Genomic DNA, 15,902 nt, shown 5'->3' with positions numbered 1-15,902 from the left:
TTGCTGGTGACTCCTCAGCGAAGGGGCGGGTTTATTCATGCGGTCTAAACTGCTAAGAAATCATCAAGCCCTTTGGCCTCGATATGCCTCAATGCAAGTGCAACAATCCCTTTTGGTATTGTTGCGCCTCGCTCCCATTTCTGGAGGCAAGTCGTTGAGACTTCGATGCGTTCCGCAAACTGGCTCTGACTCAATTTCTCGCGTGCACGCATTGCTTTAATGCGCTCGCCAGTGATTGAATCTTTCATCGCCTCTAACTTAGCTTCTGCAAAGATGGCGTCAGCCTCTTGCATCATATCTGCTGAGATGAGACCAGCTTTAAACTGGCGTTTCATCATTGCGTGCATTTTCAGTACGCGCCTATTAATCCTCATTTCTACTCTCCTGATTAATAGAGGGTAACTCTACGTAAATCCTATTTTTCTCTAGCTTTTCAAATTGTTCTGCGGTGTAAGCTTTAGCTGCTTTGGATATCTGCCTGAACACTTTCAAATCAGAATCATCTATCTCACGCTTATTTTTGGGGATCTCTTTTTTTTCCCAACCGTCGATAAAGTAAAGTTTATCTCCATGATGATAAGCAACAATGGTTCTTGCGCTATCCTCGTCACCTAAACGCTTTTTGAAAATTCCACCGCCCAATGCGGCTTTAGTCGATCCATTTTTAATTTCTTCGATAAGCTCGGCTGCAACTGAACGTAAATCATCATCACTGATTTTTGATTTCTTCCGCTTCTTGTTATAGCTCCACTCGACGAAAATTCTTAACTCAATGTCCATTTGATATAGTCCCGGGTGTAGTAAAAAATACTATAGCCAGGATTATTGTAAGATTCAATGCTACAGGCGCAGCAAAACGCCGCGCTGGTGGAAGAAGCCAGTGCCCTCACGTAGTGTTTGGAAGCTCAGTTGCAGGAATCAATGGCGCAGTTCCGCGTGGTCGCGGCGTAAAAACAGGTGCAACGTGCCCTATGGCGCGTTGCTACTCATCTCTTTAGCGAAGCGCAGGATCATGTCAGCTAATTGGTCATCTTCTGCAAGAAAGTAGGCCGCAGGAATCTCCAGCGCTTTCGCCAGCAGTTGCAGCGTCAGCAAATCCGGCTGATGCTTGCCGACTTCATAACGATTAATGCGCGCACTGGCGGAAAACTCTTCAATGCCAGCGGCAATCCCTAACCCTTTTTGCGAAAAACCCTTCACCAGACGCGCCTGTTTCAGGCGTCTACAGAAGGTATTTTGCAGGGAAGAGGTCGGTTTCATGCCTACGAGAATCGTAGATTTGCTGCTTGTCAGATACTACGAGTAACGTAGTATCGTTATGGCAACCTATAACGAGAACTAAGGAGAGTGACGTGGGTGAAAGCAAGCAGGACTGGCATCAGGCCGATATTATTGCCGCTTTACGTAAGAGAGGGACTTCATTAGCCGCCGTATCCCGCGAGGCGGGCTTGTGCTCGACCACCCTGGGAAATGCGTTAATCCGGCCCTGGCCCAAGGGCGAGTGGCTGATTGCCGAAGCGATTGGCGTCGCGCCAGATCAAATATGGCCAAGCCGCTATTACTCCACGCAGGGTGAATTAATCGATCGGCAGGCAAAGCGGCGAAAATAACCCAACAAAAAGCCCGCTCAAATTTGGCGGGCTTTTTCACATCACATCACATTATGAGTGGCTATCTGGGTATTCACGGATAAAGCGCTCAACGTCATTCACCATCGCATCGTTGCCGCAGAAGAACGGGCAGCGCTGGTGCAGGGTTTCAGGCTGGATATCGAGGATGCGATTGGCACCATCGCTCGCCTTGCCACCGGCTTGTTCCGCCAGGAACGCCATTGGGTTGCACTCATACAGCAGACGCAGCTTACCTTTCGGGTGGCTGGCGGTGCTTGGATAGAGGTAAATACCGCCTTTCAGCAGGTTACGGTGGAAATCTGCCACCAGTGAACCGATATAGCGCGAAGTGTACGGGCGCTTGGTCGCGATATCCTCTTCCTGACAGAATTTCAGGTATTTCTTCACGCCCTGTGGGAAGCGGATGTAGTTACCTTCGTTGATGGAGTAGGTGTAGCCTTTCTCCGGGAAGGTCATGCGCTCATGGCTCAGGCAGAATACGCCCAGTGAGGGATCGTAGGTGAACGCATGCACGCCCACGCCGGTGGTGTACACCATCATGGTGGAAGAACCGTAAACCACGTAACCAGCCGCGACCTGCTTGTTGCCCGGCTGCATAAAGTCGGCTTCAGTGATCGGGGTACCCGGCTCACTGATGCGGTGGTAGATGGAGAAAATGGTGCCCACGGAAACGTTCACGTCGATGTTGGAAGAGCCGTCCAGCGGATCCATCAACACCACGTATTTACCGTCTTCCGAACCTTCAAAGATCACAAACTCATCTTCTTCTTCGGAAGCGATACCAGCGACCACTCCACGTGCTTTCAGGGCAGCTTTCAGTTTTTCATTCGCGAACAGGTCCAGCTTCATCTGCTGTTCGCCCTGCACGTTTTCCACGCCGCTGGCACCGAGAATATCCACCAGACCCGCTTTGTTGATGTCGCGGTGGATAATCTTGGCTCCGAGCTTAATGGAGGAAATCAGCGCCGTCAGTTCACCTGTGGCGTGTGGAAAGTCGTGTTGCTTCTCGACGATGAATTCGCCTAACGTTTTCATAACACATTCCCTGAATCTACGATGGAGTGGCAGCAGCTTTAACACGCTACCAACGTATGAGCGCAGTTTAGCCGATTGAACTTTAAAAACCATAGTCCTAATCCGTTTCTTCCCACTCTGCTCGGGGTTACACTGTGCGCCGAACTTTTGAGTAATGGATCTCTATATGCGCATTCACATCCTTGGGATTTGTGGCACCTTCATGGGCGGACTGGCGATGCTGGCCCGTTCATTGGGGCACGAAGTGACCGGCTCAGACGCCAATGTCTACCCGCCGATGAGCACCCTGCTGGAACAGCAAGGTATTGAATTGACAGAAGGTTATGACGCCAGTCAGCTTGAGCCTCAACCGGATCTGGTGATCATCGGTAACGCCATGACGCGCGGTAATCCGTGTGTGGAAGCGGTGCTGGAACGCAACATTCCCTACCTCTCTGGCCCACAGTGGCTGCATGATTTCGTGCTGCGTGACCGCTGGGTACTGGCTGTGGCCGGAACCCATGGCAAAACCACCACCGCAGGCATGGCAGCGTGGATTCTGGAGGCCTGTGGCCTTGAACCGGGCTTCATCATCGGTGGGGTGCCAGGAAACTTCGAGGTGTCGGCAAAATTAGGAAAAAGTCCATTCTTCGTCATTGAGGCGGATGAGTACGACAGCGCGTTCTTCGACAAGCGTTCCAAATTTGTCCATTACTGCCCGCGCACGCTGATCCTCAACAACCTGGAATTCGATCACGCCGATATCTTTGACGATCTGCGCGCGATCCAGAAGCAGTTCCATCACCTGATTCGTATCGTGCCAGGCCAGGGCAAGATCCTGTTGCCAGAGCACGATCACAATCTCAAGCAGGTGATGGCGATGGGCTGCTGGAGCGAGCAGGAAACTGTGGGTGACAATGGTCACTGGCAGGCGAAGAAACTGACGCCGGACTCCTCACACTGGGAAATCTGGCTCGATGGCGAGAAAGTCGGTGAAGTGAATTGGGCGCTGGTGGGCGAGCACAACATGCACAATGGCCTGATGGCGATTGCGGCTGCGCGTCACGTCGGCGTGAAGCCGGTGGATGCCGGTGAAGCGCTGAGCAGCTTTATCAATGCGCGCCGTCGTCTTGAGCTGCGTGGTGAAGTGAATGCCATCAAGGTGTATGACGACTTTGCCCATCACCCGACGGCGATCCACGCCACGCTGGCGGCACTGCGCAGTAAAGTCGGCGGCACCGCGCGTATTCTGGCGGTACTGGAGCCTCGTTCGAACACCATGAAGATGGGCGTAAGCAAAAACGAGCTGGCGCCATCATTAGGCCGTGCTGACAAAGTGTTCCTGTTCCAGCCGCACCATATTCCATGGCAAGTCTCGGATGTTGCAGAAGCCTGTATTCAGCCCGCCAGGTGGAGTGCGGATATCGATGCGCTGGTTGAAATGGTGGCGAAAGAAGCCCAGCCAGGCGATTCCATTCTGGTGATGAGTAATGGTGGTTTTGGTGGCATTCACCAGAAACTGCTGGAGAGATTAGGGCGTTGATTGAGTGGTGGCCAGGAATGGCCACCGTTTTATCGGGCTTACCGCTGGGTTTGATGACGCTCTTTTATCTGCCCAAACTAAAAAGGGTCGCCTATTGGCGACCCTTTTTATGCACGCGGCAAACTTACGCCTCTGCCAGCTCGCGCAGATACTGGAAGATCTGACGGGTGGCTTTCGGTGGCTTGTTGGCGGCTTTCTCTTTCTGCGCATTACGGATCATGGTGCGCAGCTGCTGGCGATCGGCCTGCGGATAGAGGTTAATCACTTCCGCGATAGCATCATCGCCTTTCTCGATCATACGATCGCGCAGTTGCTCGAGTTTATGGAACAGCGCAACCTGCTGGTTATGGCGGTTCTTCAGCTTATCCAGTGCCTGACGAATCGGATCTTCTTCGCGCGCGCGCAACATCTTACCGATCAGCTGCAACTGGCGGCGACGGCCTTCCTTTTTAATACGCTGTGCCAGCTCAATGGCGGCACGCAGATCATCGTCGAGTGGAATTTTGTCGAGGGAGTTTTTCCCCAGATCAACTAACTCGGCGCCCAGGCGTTTCAGCTCTTCGGCGTCGCGTTTAATTTCGCTTTTGCTGACCCAGATAATCTCTTCGTCTTCATCTTCTTCGTTTTGATTATCTGGCACATCGTCGAGCCAGTCATCGGGCTGCTTGGTCATCTCTTGGCTCCCTAAAAAAAAGAGGCTAATCCTACCAGTTTATCGGGCGACTGCGAAATTGTTCTCTGAGTCTGATAGACTCAATAAATTCATACTTAAGATTAGACGGCAGGTCGATGAACGTATCTACTCAGGTTGCAGAACAACGTAAAGTGTTAGAACAGGCTGTCGCGCAGGCGCTGGAACTGGCGAAAGCCAGCACCGATGGTGCAGAAGTGGCGGTGACCAAAACCACCGGCATCGGCGTCAGTACCCGCTATGGCGAAGTGGAAAACGTCGAATTCAACAGCGATGGTGCACTCGGCATCACCGTCTATCATCAAAACCGAAAAGGCAGCGCCTCCTCGACCGATCTCAGCCCGGATGCGATTAAACGCACCGTGCAAGCGGCGATCGATATCGCGCGCTACACCTCGGTTGATCCTTTTGGCGCCCCAGCCGATCCCGATCTGCTGGCGTTTGAAGCGCCGGATCTCGATCTTTACCATCCGTGGGAGATCGACGCCGATCGCGCTATCGAACTGGCCGCGCAAGCCGAACAGGCATCGCTGCAGGCTGACAAGCGTATTACCAACACCGAAGGCGGCAGCTTCAATAGCCACGTCGGCATCAAAGTGTTCGGTAACAGCCACGGCATGCTGCAGAGCTATTGCTCGAGCCGCCATTCGCTCTCCAGCTGTGTGATTGCCGAACAGGATGGCAACATGGAGCGCGATTACGCTTACACCATCGGCCGTTCGATTGACGATCTGCAAAGTGCCGATTGGGTAGGACAAGAGTGTGCACGTCGCGTGTTGTCACGCCTGGCGCCGCGCAAACTGCCAACCATGAAAGCACCGGTGATCTTCGCGCCGGAAGTGGCGACGGGTCTGTTTGGCCATCTGGTCGGTATGATCAGCGGCGGCAGCGTTTATCGTAAAGCGACTTTCCTGCTGGATTCACTGGGCAAACAGATTCTGCCCGAGTGGCTGACCATTGAAGAGAAGCCGCACCTGCTGAAAGGGCTGGCGTCTACGCCGTTCGACAGCGAAGGCGTCCGCACCCAGGCGCGTGACATCATTAAAGATGGCGTGCTGCAAAACTGGCTGCTGACCAGCTATTCGGCGCGCAAACTTGGCCTGCAGAGCACCGGCCACGCGGGCGGTATTCACAACTGGCGCATTGCCGGCCAGGGTCACAGCTTTGAAGATATGCTGAAACAGATGGGCCGTGGCTTAGTGGTGACCGAAATGATGGGTTCCAGCGTCAGCGCTATGACCGGTGATTACTCGCGCGGTGCCTCAGGTTTCTGGGTTGAAAACGGTGAAATCCAATATCCTGTGAGTGAGATCACAATTGCGGGCAACCTCAAGGATATGTGGCTCAATATGGTAACTCTCGGTAACGACATTGAAACGCGCAGCAATATACAATGCGGGTCGGTGCTGCTGCCGGAGATGAAAATCGCCGGACAATAAACACATCGCTTCACTGAAAGCAGCCCACGTGGCTGCTTTTTTTTTGCCAATAATAATACCCGAAATAATTCGCGTTGCAGGAAGCCGGCAAGTGAATGAATTCTCAGGAGCTTACATGAGTGAGTGACTGAGGTGAGTAAGCGCAGCCAACGCGCCTGGAACGTGAAGGATGAAGGGTAAATAAGGATATTTTTATGCGGAAGCATGTAATTGCAATGTTGTCTCTCTCGCTGTTGTTCTCCTCGGCTAGCGTATTCGCCGCTGACCTGAAGAATGATATGGATACTCTGAAAGATGGCCTGAGCGTGGTGAAAAAAACCTCCGATGCTCAGGAAATGCAAACCGCACTCGGCAAGATGCGCCAGGCGGCGGAGGATGCTAAAAAATCCACGCCGGAAAAACTGGAAGGTCAGGCTGCCGATAGCGCCCAGATTAAGGATTATCACGCTGGTCTTGATTCTCTGATTGCACAGATTGATGTCGTCGATCAGTTGGCGAAAGCCAATAAACTCGACGAAGCCAAAACTGAAGCGAAAAAGTTGGAAGATATTCGTAACGCCAACCATAAGAAATTCCGCTGATAAACCGGCCAGCCCTGTGGCTGGCCTTATCTTCCCCCGCGATTTCTCCGTTCTCTCACACTCATTTCCGGCATAACCCGCATTTTTGTGACCTGTTTCGCACACTTCATGCGTAGTGCGATCTGGCGCACACACGCCCGTGGGATTTCCACTTTGAGGTGGAAAAGATGCGTCTCCACAGCCTGAAGCGGAAAGCGTAATTTCTTTTCAACGCGAATTATCTCTAATTATCCGCAGTAAACAGGAGTAGCAAGGTGAGGAGTGAAGCTGTCCCGCTGAAACCGAGTACGCCAGAAGCCATTCAGGCGTTGGCGGATAACACGTTGAAGCAGATTGCGGCGATCTACGCCGCGCACCACATCGAAGCCAATGCCGTGCAGCAGCAGATGCTGGCGTCGCATGTGCGGGCGATGGCAGCGCGTTCCCTCACGGGAGAAGCCTTGCCGGAAGTGGAAGCCGAACTGTTTGAAGATATCTCGCCAGAAACCATGGCGCTGGCACAGCAAGTGGTCGATCTGTTTGGCAATCTGCCAAAAGAAGAAGCCTGGTTGTTATCGGTGCATATCGAAGTGGCGAAATCGAACGAAGCATAAATCGAGAGGAATTGAACATGGTAACAGTCGTCATTGGTGATCGTCTGGGTAAAGGCCAGAAAGTCGCAGCCGGTATTGAGAAAGCAGGCGGCCGTGCCGTTGTCGTGCCGGGCGTAGCAGCCGACATGAAACTGGGCGATGTGATGAAAGCGGAAAACGCCGATTTCGGTATCTCCTTCTGCGGCAGCGGCGGTGCAGGTGCCATCACTGCACAGAACAAATATGGCTACAAAGCCAAACACGGCATGCGTTCGATTGATGAAGGCGTGACTGCCATCAACGAAGGCGCCACCGTGCTGGGCTTTGGCTTTATGGATAAAGAAGAGCTGGGTGAACGTCTGGTGCAGGCCTGGAATAAAAAACACGGCAGCTAAGCATGAAACAGCAATACGAGACCCAGGTAACGGTGCAGGGCAAAGGCGACAGCAAAGCGAAAGCCTTTTCCGATGCATTGAGCAAGGTGCAGCAGCAAGTGCTGCGCACCAGCCAAAAGATTCTGTTGCGCATTGAACCCATAGATGTGCGGGTGCTGCGCGCGCAGGAGAGCGTACGCACAGAGAAGTTCTTGTTCTTCTTTCTGGCGCGCGAACGACGGAATTACAGCGTTGAGCTGGATATTACCGTCAGCGTCACCGTGATCGACACCGACAAGGTGGATTTCATCGCGACGAAATAAAAACGACAACAAAGGGTACAACAACATGTTTTTAATCATTTTGTTTAAGTCGTTGATCATTGGTGGATTGGTTGGCGTTGGGGTAGGAGCGGGCGCAGCGCGCATGTTCCATGCACCGACCACGCAAGGTATGGGCGCGTTTCGTACTTTGGGTGAACTCAATTCCTGCGAAGGCGATCCTGCTTCGCACTTCTCCTTTGGTCTTGGCTTCTTCTTTAACGCCTGGGCATCGTCTGTGGCGGCAGGCTCCTTCACACAGGACGTTGACCACCGCATTCTGCCCAACTGGGGCGCGGCTGCGTTGATGGTGAAAAATCGTAACGTCGCGGAAACCCTGCACAACCCGAAACGCATGGCGATTGCCTGCGGCATCATCGGCATGATCGTCGTAGCGTTCCTCAACAGTACCGCTTCTGCGGTGCCAGCGGCGTTGCAGGTCACGGCAGTGAAAGTGTTGGTACCGGCGGCGAACCTGCTGGTGAATACCGTGATGCCAGTGATCTTCTGGCTGGCGGCCATTGATGCCGGTAAGAAATCGGGCTTCTGGGCGACCATCTTTGGTGGTCTGGCGCAGTTGATCATGGGCAATGCCGTACCGGGTCTGGTGCTGGGCATCCTGATCGGTAAAGGCGTGGAAGAGAGCGGCTGGAACAAAGTCACCAAAGTGATGATGTTCGCGATTGTGCTGCTGTTCGCTCTGAGTGGCTTCTTCCGTGGCTTCGACATGAAACTGCTGCAATCCTTCCAACTGGGTGTCCCTGGCTGGCTGGACATGATCCACAACAGCCTGAGCGGCAAATAAGGAGCCTCGAGAATGAACGAGACTGAAAACAAAGGGTTCTGGTATGCCGACTGGTCGTTCCCGATCTTTGTTGGCCTGCTGTCATCTGGCGTGTTTGCCGGTACGCACATGTACTACTTGTACGGCATTGGCGCTTTCAACGAAGTGGCATTCGTATCCATGCTGCGCTCCGGTATGGAAACCGGCGTATATGGCGCAGTGGCGGCGTTCGGTGCCAGCTTCCTGTTTGCCCGTATCATTGAAGGCTCGCTGGTCGGGATTCTGGATATTGGTGGTGCGATCCAAACCGGCGTCGGCTTAGGTGTTCCTGCCTTGCTGCTCGGTGCGGGCATCGTGTTCCCGGTGGCTAACTTTGCCGCGTCACTGGCAACTGGCCTGGTGGTGGGCGTAGCGATTGGCTATCTGATCATCCTGGCGCGTAAGTTCACCATCAATCAAAGCGATTCCACTTACGGTGCGGACGTGATGATGGGCGCAGGTAATGCCTCCGGCCGCTTCCTCGGGCCGTTGATCATCCTGTCTGCGATGGCGGCATCGATTCCGATTGGCCTCGGTTCGCTGGTGGGTGCGCTGTTGTTCTATCTGTGGAACAAACCGATCACCGGTGGCGCGATTCTCGGCGCGATGGCATTAGGCGCGATGTTCCCGATCTCTCTGTGATGCAGTAACCGGTTTAACGGTCGCCATAAATGGCGACCCTACGATTCCGTAGGGCGCGCATTTATGCGCATCAGGCAGATGTGGTGCACATTCCGTAGGGCGCGCATTTATGCGCATCAGGCAGATGTGGTGCACATTCCGTAGGGTGCGCATTTATGCGCATCAGGCAGATGTGGTGCACATTCCGTAGGGTGCGCATTTATGCGCATCAGGCAGATGTGGTGCACATTCCGTAGGGTGCGCATTTATGTGCACCAGGCTGAATGCAGGTTGTTAAGGAGTAAATATGTTTGATCTGATTCTGCGCCGCGCGCGTTTGTGCGACGAACAGCTGGTGGATATCGCCATCCAGCACGGCAAGATTGCTGCAGTCGGTGACGTTAAAGGCGCGGCTCAGCAGGAGCGCGATTTAGCAGGGCGCTACTACGTCAGCGCGGGCTGGATTGATAGCCACGTGCACTGCTATCCCAAATCCCCGATTTATCACGATGAAGCCGATGCGATTGGCGTGGCGCAGGGCGTCACTACGGTGGTCGATGCAGGCAGCACCGGTGCGGATCATATCGACGATTTCTATCAGCTCACCCGTTCCGCCACCACGGAAGTGCGCGCGCTGATCAACATCTCACGCACCGGCATCATCACGCAGAACGAGCTGGCCGATATGGCGCAGATCGACAGTGACGCGGTGGTGCAGGCGGTAAAACGTCGCCCGGACTTTATCGTGGGATTGAAAGCGCGCATGAGCAGCAGCGTGGTGGGCGAAAACGGCATTCAGCCACTGATTCGCGCTAAAGCCATCCAGCAGGCGGCGGGTAATCTGCCGCTGATGGTGCACATCGGCAACAATCCGCCGGTGCTGGAAGAGATCGCCGATCTGCTCACCTCCGGTGACATCATTACCCACTGCTTCAACGGCAAACCGAACCGCATTTTGTCGCCACAGGGCGAACTGAAGGCGGCGGTGAAAAATGCTATCGCGCGCGGCGTGAAGCTGGATATCGGCCACGGCAGCGCCAGCTTCAGCTTTGAAGTGGCGCGTCAGGCCATCGCGCAGGGCATTCTGCCCGACACCATCAGCTCTGACATTTACTGTCGCAACCGCATCAACGGCCCGGTACACAGCCTGGCGCACGTGATGTCGAAATTCTTCAGCATTGGCATGACGCTGCCGCAGGTTATTGACTGCGTGACCGGCAATGCCGCGGCTGGCCTGCGCTTAGCGGGCAAAGGGCGCTTAACTGAGGGTTATGACGCCGACCTGACCATTTTTACCGTCAAAGAGGAAGCCCGCCCGTTCGTTGATGCTGAAGGCGAACGGGTTTTGGGTGAGCAACATTTGCTGCCGCTGGCCGTGGTTGTCGCGGGTGAGTGGCATCTGACAGATGAAGGGAAAACCAATCATGTCTTCGATTTATGAAAAATATGACCTGAAACAGGTCATCAATGCCTCCGGTCGTATGACCATTCTCGGTGTTTCAACCCCGTCTGCCGATGTGGTGGAGACCGTCAGCTACGGTTTGAATCACTATTTCGAGATCAAAGATCTGGTCAATAAAACCGGCGCCTATATCGCTAAACTGCTGGATGTGGAGAACGCGGTCGTGGTCTCCTGCGCCTCGGCTGGCATCGCGCAGAGCGTGGCGGCGGTGATCGTCAAAGATAACGACTGGCTGCTGGATAACCTGCATGCCGCACCGTTGACCGTACCGCACGATATCGTGGTGCCGAAAGGGCACAACGTAAACTTCGGCGCACCGGTGGGCGCGATGGTGGCGCTGGGCGGTGGACGTTTAGTGGAAGCCGGTTACAGCAACGAATGCTCGCCAGAACAGCTGGCCGCCGCCATCACGCCAACCACGGCGGCACTAATGTACATCAAGTCACACCACTGCGTGCAGAAGAGCCACCTGAGCGTGGAGCAGGCGGCGGTGGTCGCGCGTAAACACGGTATCCCATTAATCGTGGATGCGGCAGCAGAAGAAGATCTGCAGTGCTACTACCAAATGGGCGCGGATCTGGTGATCTACAGCGGTGCCAAGGCGATTGAAGGGCCAACCAGCGGACTGGTGATCGGCCGCACCCAATATGTTGAGTGGGTAAAACGTCAAAGCAACGGCATTGGCCGCGCGATGAAAGTCGGTAAAGAGGGCATTCTCGGTCTGACGCAGGCGATTGAAAACTATCTGGTGCAGCCGAAAACCACCGGCGCTGAGATGGTGGCCAACATGACGCCGTTTATCGACAACCTCAACACGATTAATGGCGTGTCCGCTCGCGTGGTGTGGGATGCGGCGGGCCGCGATATCGCTCGTGCTGAGATCAAGTTCGATGAAGTCGTCACTCAATGGCCAACCGGCGAGCTGGTGCAGGCGCTGAAAACCGGCGATATCGCTATCTACTTCCGTGGCTACAAGGCCAATGAAGGCATTATCGAAGCGGATGTGCGCAGCGTCAGCGCCGATCAGCTGCATATTATCTTTAGCCGTATCCAGGCGTTAATCAGCGGAGGAAAACGCGCATGAGTCTGAACCCGAATTTTTATCAGGGCCGTCTGTGCCTCAACGTGCTGGCCGGTTCTAAGCAGAACGCCAAAGAGATCTGGCAGGCCGCAGAAGGCCACGTGCTGGTGGGCGTCTTATCAAAAAATTACGCCACCAATGAAGAAGCGATTGCCGATATGCGCGAGTACGCGGCGCTGATCGATAACGCACTGTCCGTTGGACTGGGCGCGGGCGATCCGAATCAGTCCGCGATGGTGAGTGAGATTTCAGCAGTGCTGCAACCGCAGCACGTCAACCAGGTATTCACTGGTGTCGCCACCAGCCGTGCGCTGCTCGGCCAGAATCACACCGTGGTCAACGGCCTGATTTCGCCAACCGGCACGCCTGGTCTGGTGAAAATCTCCACCGGGCCGCGCAGCTCGCAGGCAGAAGATGCGATAGTGCCGATCGACAGCGCCATCGCCATGCTGCAGGACATGGGCGGCAGCTCGGTGAAATACTTCCCGATGGGCGGCTTAAAATCAGTGAACGAATATCGTGCTGTGGCTGAAGCCTGTGCGCGTCACGACTTCTGGCTGGAACCGACCGGCGGCATCGATCTCAATAATTTCGAAGCCATTGTGCAGATTGCGCTTGATGCGGGCGTCAGCAAAGTGATTCCACACGTCTATAGTTCGATCATCGACAGTGCCACTGGCGACACGCGCATTGACGATGTGCGTCAGCTTCTGGCAACGTGCAAGAAACTGCTGTAACAAACGAGTCACAGGTGAAGCTCCGTGAGATTTCCCAATCAGCGTCTGGCCCAACTTTTCGCTGCGCTGCAAAATGAAACGCTGCCACAGGATGAACTGGCGCGCCGCTTTTCAGTTTCAACGCGCACGGTGCGCACCGATATCACCGCGCTGAATGCGCTGCTGGAGCAACACGGCGCTCAGTTCGTGCTGGCACGCGGCGCGGGGTATCAACTCAAGATTGACGATGTGGCGCGCTTCGACCGGTTGCAGGAAGAGAGCACCGCACCGCTGCGTGTGCCTCGTACCTCGCAGGATCGGGTGCGCTATCTGCTCACGCGTTTTCTCACCGCCGCCTTTTCCCTCAAGCTGGAAGACCTGTCTGAAGAGTGGTTTGTCAGTCGCGCCACTTTGCAAAGTGACATGGCGGAAGTGCGGGAATGGCTCGGCCGCTATCATCTGAATATCGAAACCAAACCCCATTACGGCATGAAATTGTTTGGCAGCGAGGCGGCGATTCGCACCTGCCTGACAGACTTGCTGTGGCAGATCGATCAGGAGATGCCAGACAGCCCGCTGCTGACGGTGGAAGCGCTGCACAGCGGCATTTTGGCGCAGCTGGAACCGCTGCTGCAGCACTGTTTCAATCAGTACGCGATTCGCCTCAGCGATGAGGGCGAGCGCTATCTGCAAATTTACTGTGCGGTGGCGGTGCGGCGCATCAGCGAAGGTTTCCCGCTCAACGATCCTGGCGCGGAAGATGTCGGTGACGAGGTGCGCGAAGCCGCACATCATCTGGTGAGCTTGATGCAACCGCTGGTCGGCAAACCGATTTCGCAGGCAGAAGAGAACTGGCTGCGCGTGAATATCGCCGCACGACAGATTCAGGCACTGGCCCCCAGCGCCATCAATGCCGATGACGCCGACGCGCTGGTCGATTATCTGCTGAACTACATCAACACCCACTACAACTACCGCTTGCAGCAGGATGAACAGCTGCGGGCCGATCTGCTCACCCACATCAAAACCATGATTACCCGGGTGCGCTACCAGATTCACATTCCCAATCCGCTGCTTGGTAACATCAAACAGCACTATCCGATGGCGTATGACGTCACGCTGGCGGCGGTGACCAGCTGGGGCAAGTACACGCCGTACAGCATCAGCGAGAACGAAATCGGTTTTCTGGTGCTGCATATCGGTGTCGGGCTGGAGCGGCATTACGATGTCGGCTATCAACGCCATCCTCAGGTGCTGTTGGTGTGCGACAGCGGCAACTCCACGCTGCGCATGATTGAAGCGCTGCTGCTGCGCAAATACCCGCAGCTGGTGGTCACGGCGCGTTTGTCGCAGCGTGATTACGAGATGCGCGAACACATCGACGAAGATTTCGTGATTTCCACCGTACGTTTGAGCGAAAAGAATAAGCCGGTTGCGGTGATGTCTCCGTTCCCCACCGAATTCCAGCTGGAGCAATTGGGCAAGCTGGTGCTGGTGGATCGCACGCGGCCTTACATGCTGGAAAAGTACTTCGACGCGCAGCACTTTATGGTGCTGGATAAGCCGATGACGCAATCGGCGCTGTTCCGCGTGCTGTGCGATCAGCTGGAGTCCGAGGGCTTTGTGGATGCGGAGTTTTATCCTTCAGTGGAAGAGCGTGAAGCCATCGTCAGCACTATGCTCGGCGAAGGCATTGCGCTGCCGCACTCACTGGGACTGTTGGCGAAGAAAACCGTGGTCTATACCGTGCTGGCGCCGCATGGCGTGAGTTGGGGGGATGAAACCGCTTCGGTGATTTTCCTGCTGGCGATCAGCAAAAGCGAATACGAAGAGGCGATGGCGATCTACGATCTTTTCGTTACCTTCCTGCGCGAGAGGGCGATGACCCGACTGCGCGACTGCGGGGATTTCGTCAGCTTTAAAGCGGTGGCGATCGATTGTCTGAGTCGGATGTGATCGTAAACCAGGGCGGCATGAATGCCGCCCCTACAATGTCCGATATGGATTGCGTATTACAATGTTTGGCAGGAATGCCGCCACTACGATGTTCGGCGTAGGGTTGGCATTTATGCCGACCTGGATTTAATCAACCGCGCTGCTTCGCCAGCAGTCGCGGGATCTCACGCAAACACCACGCCTTGGCTTCACCCATGCTGTCGCGGCGCCACGCCATAATAATATCCACTTCACGGGTGTATTCGGCACTCACCACACGCAGACGACCTTCGGCGATATCCTGTTCCACCATCGGATAGGGCATGGTGGCGACACCTAATCCTGCCAGCAGGGCACGGCGTTTATCGTCCATGCTGCTTACCGTCAGGCGCTGCTGTTTATCCAGCAGCTGCACCGTTAACACCGGGCGTTCGCGCGCGGTATCCGCCACCGCAATGCCGCGATACTTCACGCGCGTCACTTCCGACAGCGGCTCGGCTTCCTGATGAATTGGGTGATCCGGACTGGCAACGTAGACGCTCATGATGCTGTAAAGCTTGCGCGTATTGATTTCGGTCGATGCACGGAAATGCATATCAGGTGCAATCACGATATCGGCGCGGCCCTGCTCCAGACGCTCCCAGGCACCGGCCAGCACTTCTGTCACCAGCGAAATCTGCGTGTTGGCTTTCTCAGCCAGTTTTTCAACGACAGGAAACAGCAGATTGGTGGGGATCAGCGCTTCGGCCACGATGGTGAGATGGGTTTCCCAGCCGCGTGCCAGCGCTTCGGCATCGGTGGTGAGCTTATCGGCCGCTTCCAGCAGCACACGCCCACGCTCCAGCAGCATGCGTCCGACGTTAGTGAACTTGGTGCGATGACCGGAGCGGTCGAACAGCACCACGTCCAGTTCCTCTTCCAGCTTCTGCATGGTGTAGCTCAATGCAGAGGGAACGCGGCCCAGTTCATCGGCTGCCGCAGCAAAGCTACCACGACGATCGATAGCATCCATCACACGTAAAGCTTCGAGGGTTAACGCGCGGTCTTTTGCCATGCCGGTTCTCTGTCAGTAAATTTGAATATGCCAGGCAGATTAACT

19 protein-coding genes are annotated in these 15,902 nt (G+C 54.9%); 13 read left to right on the top strand and 6 right to left on the bottom strand.

Annotation, left to right across the window (positions count from 1 at the left end):
• Nucleotides 1–44: 44 nt before the first annotated feature.
• From LBW88_RS20330 to LBW88_RS20320, 3 genes are all read right to left on the bottom strand, one after another.
• Complete coding sequence (locus LBW88_RS20330; RefSeq protein ID WP_166936691.1) at nucleotides 45–374, bottom strand: helix-turn-helix domain-containing protein; 330 nt, start codon at nucleotides 372–374, stop codon at nucleotides 45–47.
• The gene (locus tag LBW88_RS20325; protein ID WP_224933974.1) at nucleotides 364–780 is read right to left on the bottom strand and encodes a type II toxin-antitoxin system RelE/ParE family toxin; all 417 of its coding nucleotides are present in this window, start codon (nucleotides 778–780) and stop codon (nucleotides 364–366) included. The genes LBW88_RS20330 and LBW88_RS20325 overlap by 11 nt, the downstream gene beginning before the upstream one ends.
• 189 nt (nucleotides 781–969) lie before the next feature.
• Nucleotides 970–1,260, bottom strand: coding sequence for a helix-turn-helix domain-containing protein (locus LBW88_RS20320; RefSeq protein ID WP_224933973.1), 291 nt, complete (start codon nucleotides 1,258–1,260; stop codon nucleotides 970–972).
• A 92-nt stretch (nucleotides 1,261–1,352) separates the two neighbouring features.
• Here LBW88_RS20320 and LBW88_RS20315 point away from each other — a divergent pair, with 92 nt between their 5' ends.
• Nucleotides 1,353–1,610, top strand: coding sequence for a helix-turn-helix domain-containing protein (locus LBW88_RS20315; protein ID WP_224933972.1), 258 nt, complete (start codon nucleotides 1,353–1,355; stop codon nucleotides 1,608–1,610).
• Between the two features lie 51 nt (nucleotides 1,611–1,661).
• On the opposite strand, the gene fbp is transcribed toward LBW88_RS20315, so the two are convergent.
• A complete protein-coding gene (gene fbp, locus LBW88_RS20310) occupies nucleotides 1,662–2,666 on the bottom strand; it encodes a class 1 fructose-bisphosphatase (RefSeq protein ID WP_224933971.1) in 1,005 nt (334 codons plus the stop codon).
• A 166-nt stretch (nucleotides 2,667–2,832) separates the two neighbouring features.
• On the opposite strand from fbp, the gene mpl reads away from it, so the two are divergent.
• A complete protein-coding gene (gene mpl / locus LBW88_RS20305) occupies nucleotides 2,833–4,188 on the top strand; it encodes a UDP-N-acetylmuramate:L-alanyl-gamma-D-glutamyl-meso-diaminopimelate ligase (protein WP_224933970.1) in 1,356 nt (451 codons plus the stop codon).
• A 124-nt stretch (nucleotides 4,189–4,312) separates the two neighbouring features.
• Here the strand turns inward: mpl and yjgA are convergent, their stop codons facing one another.
• The gene (gene yjgA / locus LBW88_RS20300) at nucleotides 4,313–4,861 is read right to left on the bottom strand and encodes a ribosome biogenesis factor YjgA (RefSeq protein ID WP_224933969.1); all 549 of its coding nucleotides are present in this window, start codon (nucleotides 4,859–4,861) and stop codon (nucleotides 4,313–4,315) included.
• A gap of 116 nt (nucleotides 4,862–4,977) precedes the next feature.
• Between yjgA and pmbA the strand changes: the two genes are divergently transcribed.
• The 11 genes from pmbA to LBW88_RS20245 all read left to right on the top strand — a co-directional run bounded on the left by pmbA (nucleotide 4,978) and on the right by LBW88_RS20245 (nucleotide 14,824).
• The gene (gene pmbA, locus LBW88_RS20295; RefSeq protein ID WP_224933968.1) at nucleotides 4,978–6,318 is read left to right on the top strand and encodes a metalloprotease PmbA; all 1,341 of its coding nucleotides are present in this window, start codon (nucleotides 4,978–4,980) and stop codon (nucleotides 6,316–6,318) included.
• 194 nt (nucleotides 6,319–6,512) lie between these two features.
• On the top strand, nucleotides 6,513–6,899 hold the full coding sequence (gene cybC, locus LBW88_RS20290; RefSeq protein WP_034829233.1) for a cytochrome b562: 387 nt from the start codon (nucleotides 6,513–6,515) through the stop codon (nucleotides 6,897–6,899).
• Nucleotides 6,900–7,153: 254 nt separating this feature from the next.
• Nucleotides 7,154–7,492 (top strand): glycine dehydrogenase, encoded by a 339-nt coding sequence (locus tag LBW88_RS20285; RefSeq protein WP_034829231.1) that lies wholly within the window; start codon nucleotides 7,154–7,156, stop codon nucleotides 7,490–7,492.
• 17 nt (nucleotides 7,493–7,509) lie between these two features.
• Nucleotides 7,510–7,866, top strand: a complete 357-nt coding sequence (locus LBW88_RS20280; protein ID WP_009087404.1) for an SFCGS family glycine-rich protein — start codon at nucleotides 7,510–7,512, stop codon at nucleotides 7,864–7,866.
• Between the two features lie 2 nt (nucleotides 7,867–7,868).
• The gene (locus LBW88_RS20275; protein ID WP_224933967.1) at nucleotides 7,869–8,168 is read left to right on the top strand and encodes a DUF4312 family protein; all 300 of its coding nucleotides are present in this window, start codon (nucleotides 7,869–7,871) and stop codon (nucleotides 8,166–8,168) included.
• Nucleotides 8,169–8,193: 25 nt separating this feature from the next.
• Nucleotides 8,194–8,970 carry a DUF4311 domain-containing protein gene (locus LBW88_RS20270; protein WP_097119509.1) on the top strand — a complete coding sequence of 259 codons (777 nt, stop codon included), beginning with the start codon at nucleotides 8,194–8,196 and terminating at the stop codon, nucleotides 8,968–8,970.
• Nucleotides 8,971–8,982: 12 nt separating this feature from the next.
• The gene (locus tag LBW88_RS20265) at nucleotides 8,983–9,630 is read left to right on the top strand and encodes a DUF4310 family protein (protein WP_224933966.1); all 648 of its coding nucleotides are present in this window, start codon (nucleotides 8,983–8,985) and stop codon (nucleotides 9,628–9,630) included.
• 286 nt (nucleotides 9,631–9,916) lie between these two features.
• A complete protein-coding gene (locus LBW88_RS20260; protein ID WP_224933965.1) occupies nucleotides 9,917–11,050 on the top strand; it encodes an amidohydrolase/deacetylase family metallohydrolase in 1,134 nt (377 codons plus the stop codon).
• Entirely contained in the window at nucleotides 11,034–12,155 is a 1,122-nt protein-coding gene (locus LBW88_RS20255) for a DgaE family pyridoxal phosphate-dependent ammonia lyase (RefSeq protein ID WP_224933964.1), read from the top strand. Before LBW88_RS20260 ends, LBW88_RS20255 begins: the two co-directional genes overlap by 17 nt.
• Nucleotides 12,152–12,889: a 2-dehydro-3-deoxy-phosphogluconate aldolase gene (gene dagF, locus LBW88_RS20250; protein ID WP_224933963.1), complete on the top strand. Its 738-nt coding sequence runs from the start codon at nucleotides 12,152–12,154 to the stop codon at nucleotides 12,887–12,889. Before LBW88_RS20255 ends, dagF begins: the two co-directional genes overlap by 4 nt.
• Before the next feature lie 24 nt (nucleotides 12,890–12,913).
• Nucleotides 12,914–14,824 (top strand): BglG family transcription antiterminator, encoded by a 1,911-nt coding sequence (locus tag LBW88_RS20245; RefSeq protein ID WP_224933962.1) that lies wholly within the window; start codon nucleotides 12,914–12,916, stop codon nucleotides 14,822–14,824.
• A 130-nt stretch (nucleotides 14,825–14,954) separates the two neighbouring features.
• On the opposite strand, the gene LBW88_RS20240 is transcribed toward LBW88_RS20245, so the two are convergent.
• Nucleotides 14,955–15,857, bottom strand: a complete 903-nt coding sequence (locus LBW88_RS20240) for a LysR family transcriptional regulator (RefSeq protein WP_034829216.1) — start codon at nucleotides 15,855–15,857, stop codon at nucleotides 14,955–14,957.
• Between the last annotated feature and the right edge of the window lie 45 nt (nucleotides 15,858–15,902).

Origin of the sequence: Pantoea sp. alder81 (assembly GCF_020179835.1) — a bacterium.
Lineage (GTDB): Bacteria > Pseudomonadota > Gammaproteobacteria > Enterobacterales > Enterobacteriaceae > Pantoea.
This window is presented reverse-complemented; position numbering and strand designations above follow the sequence as displayed.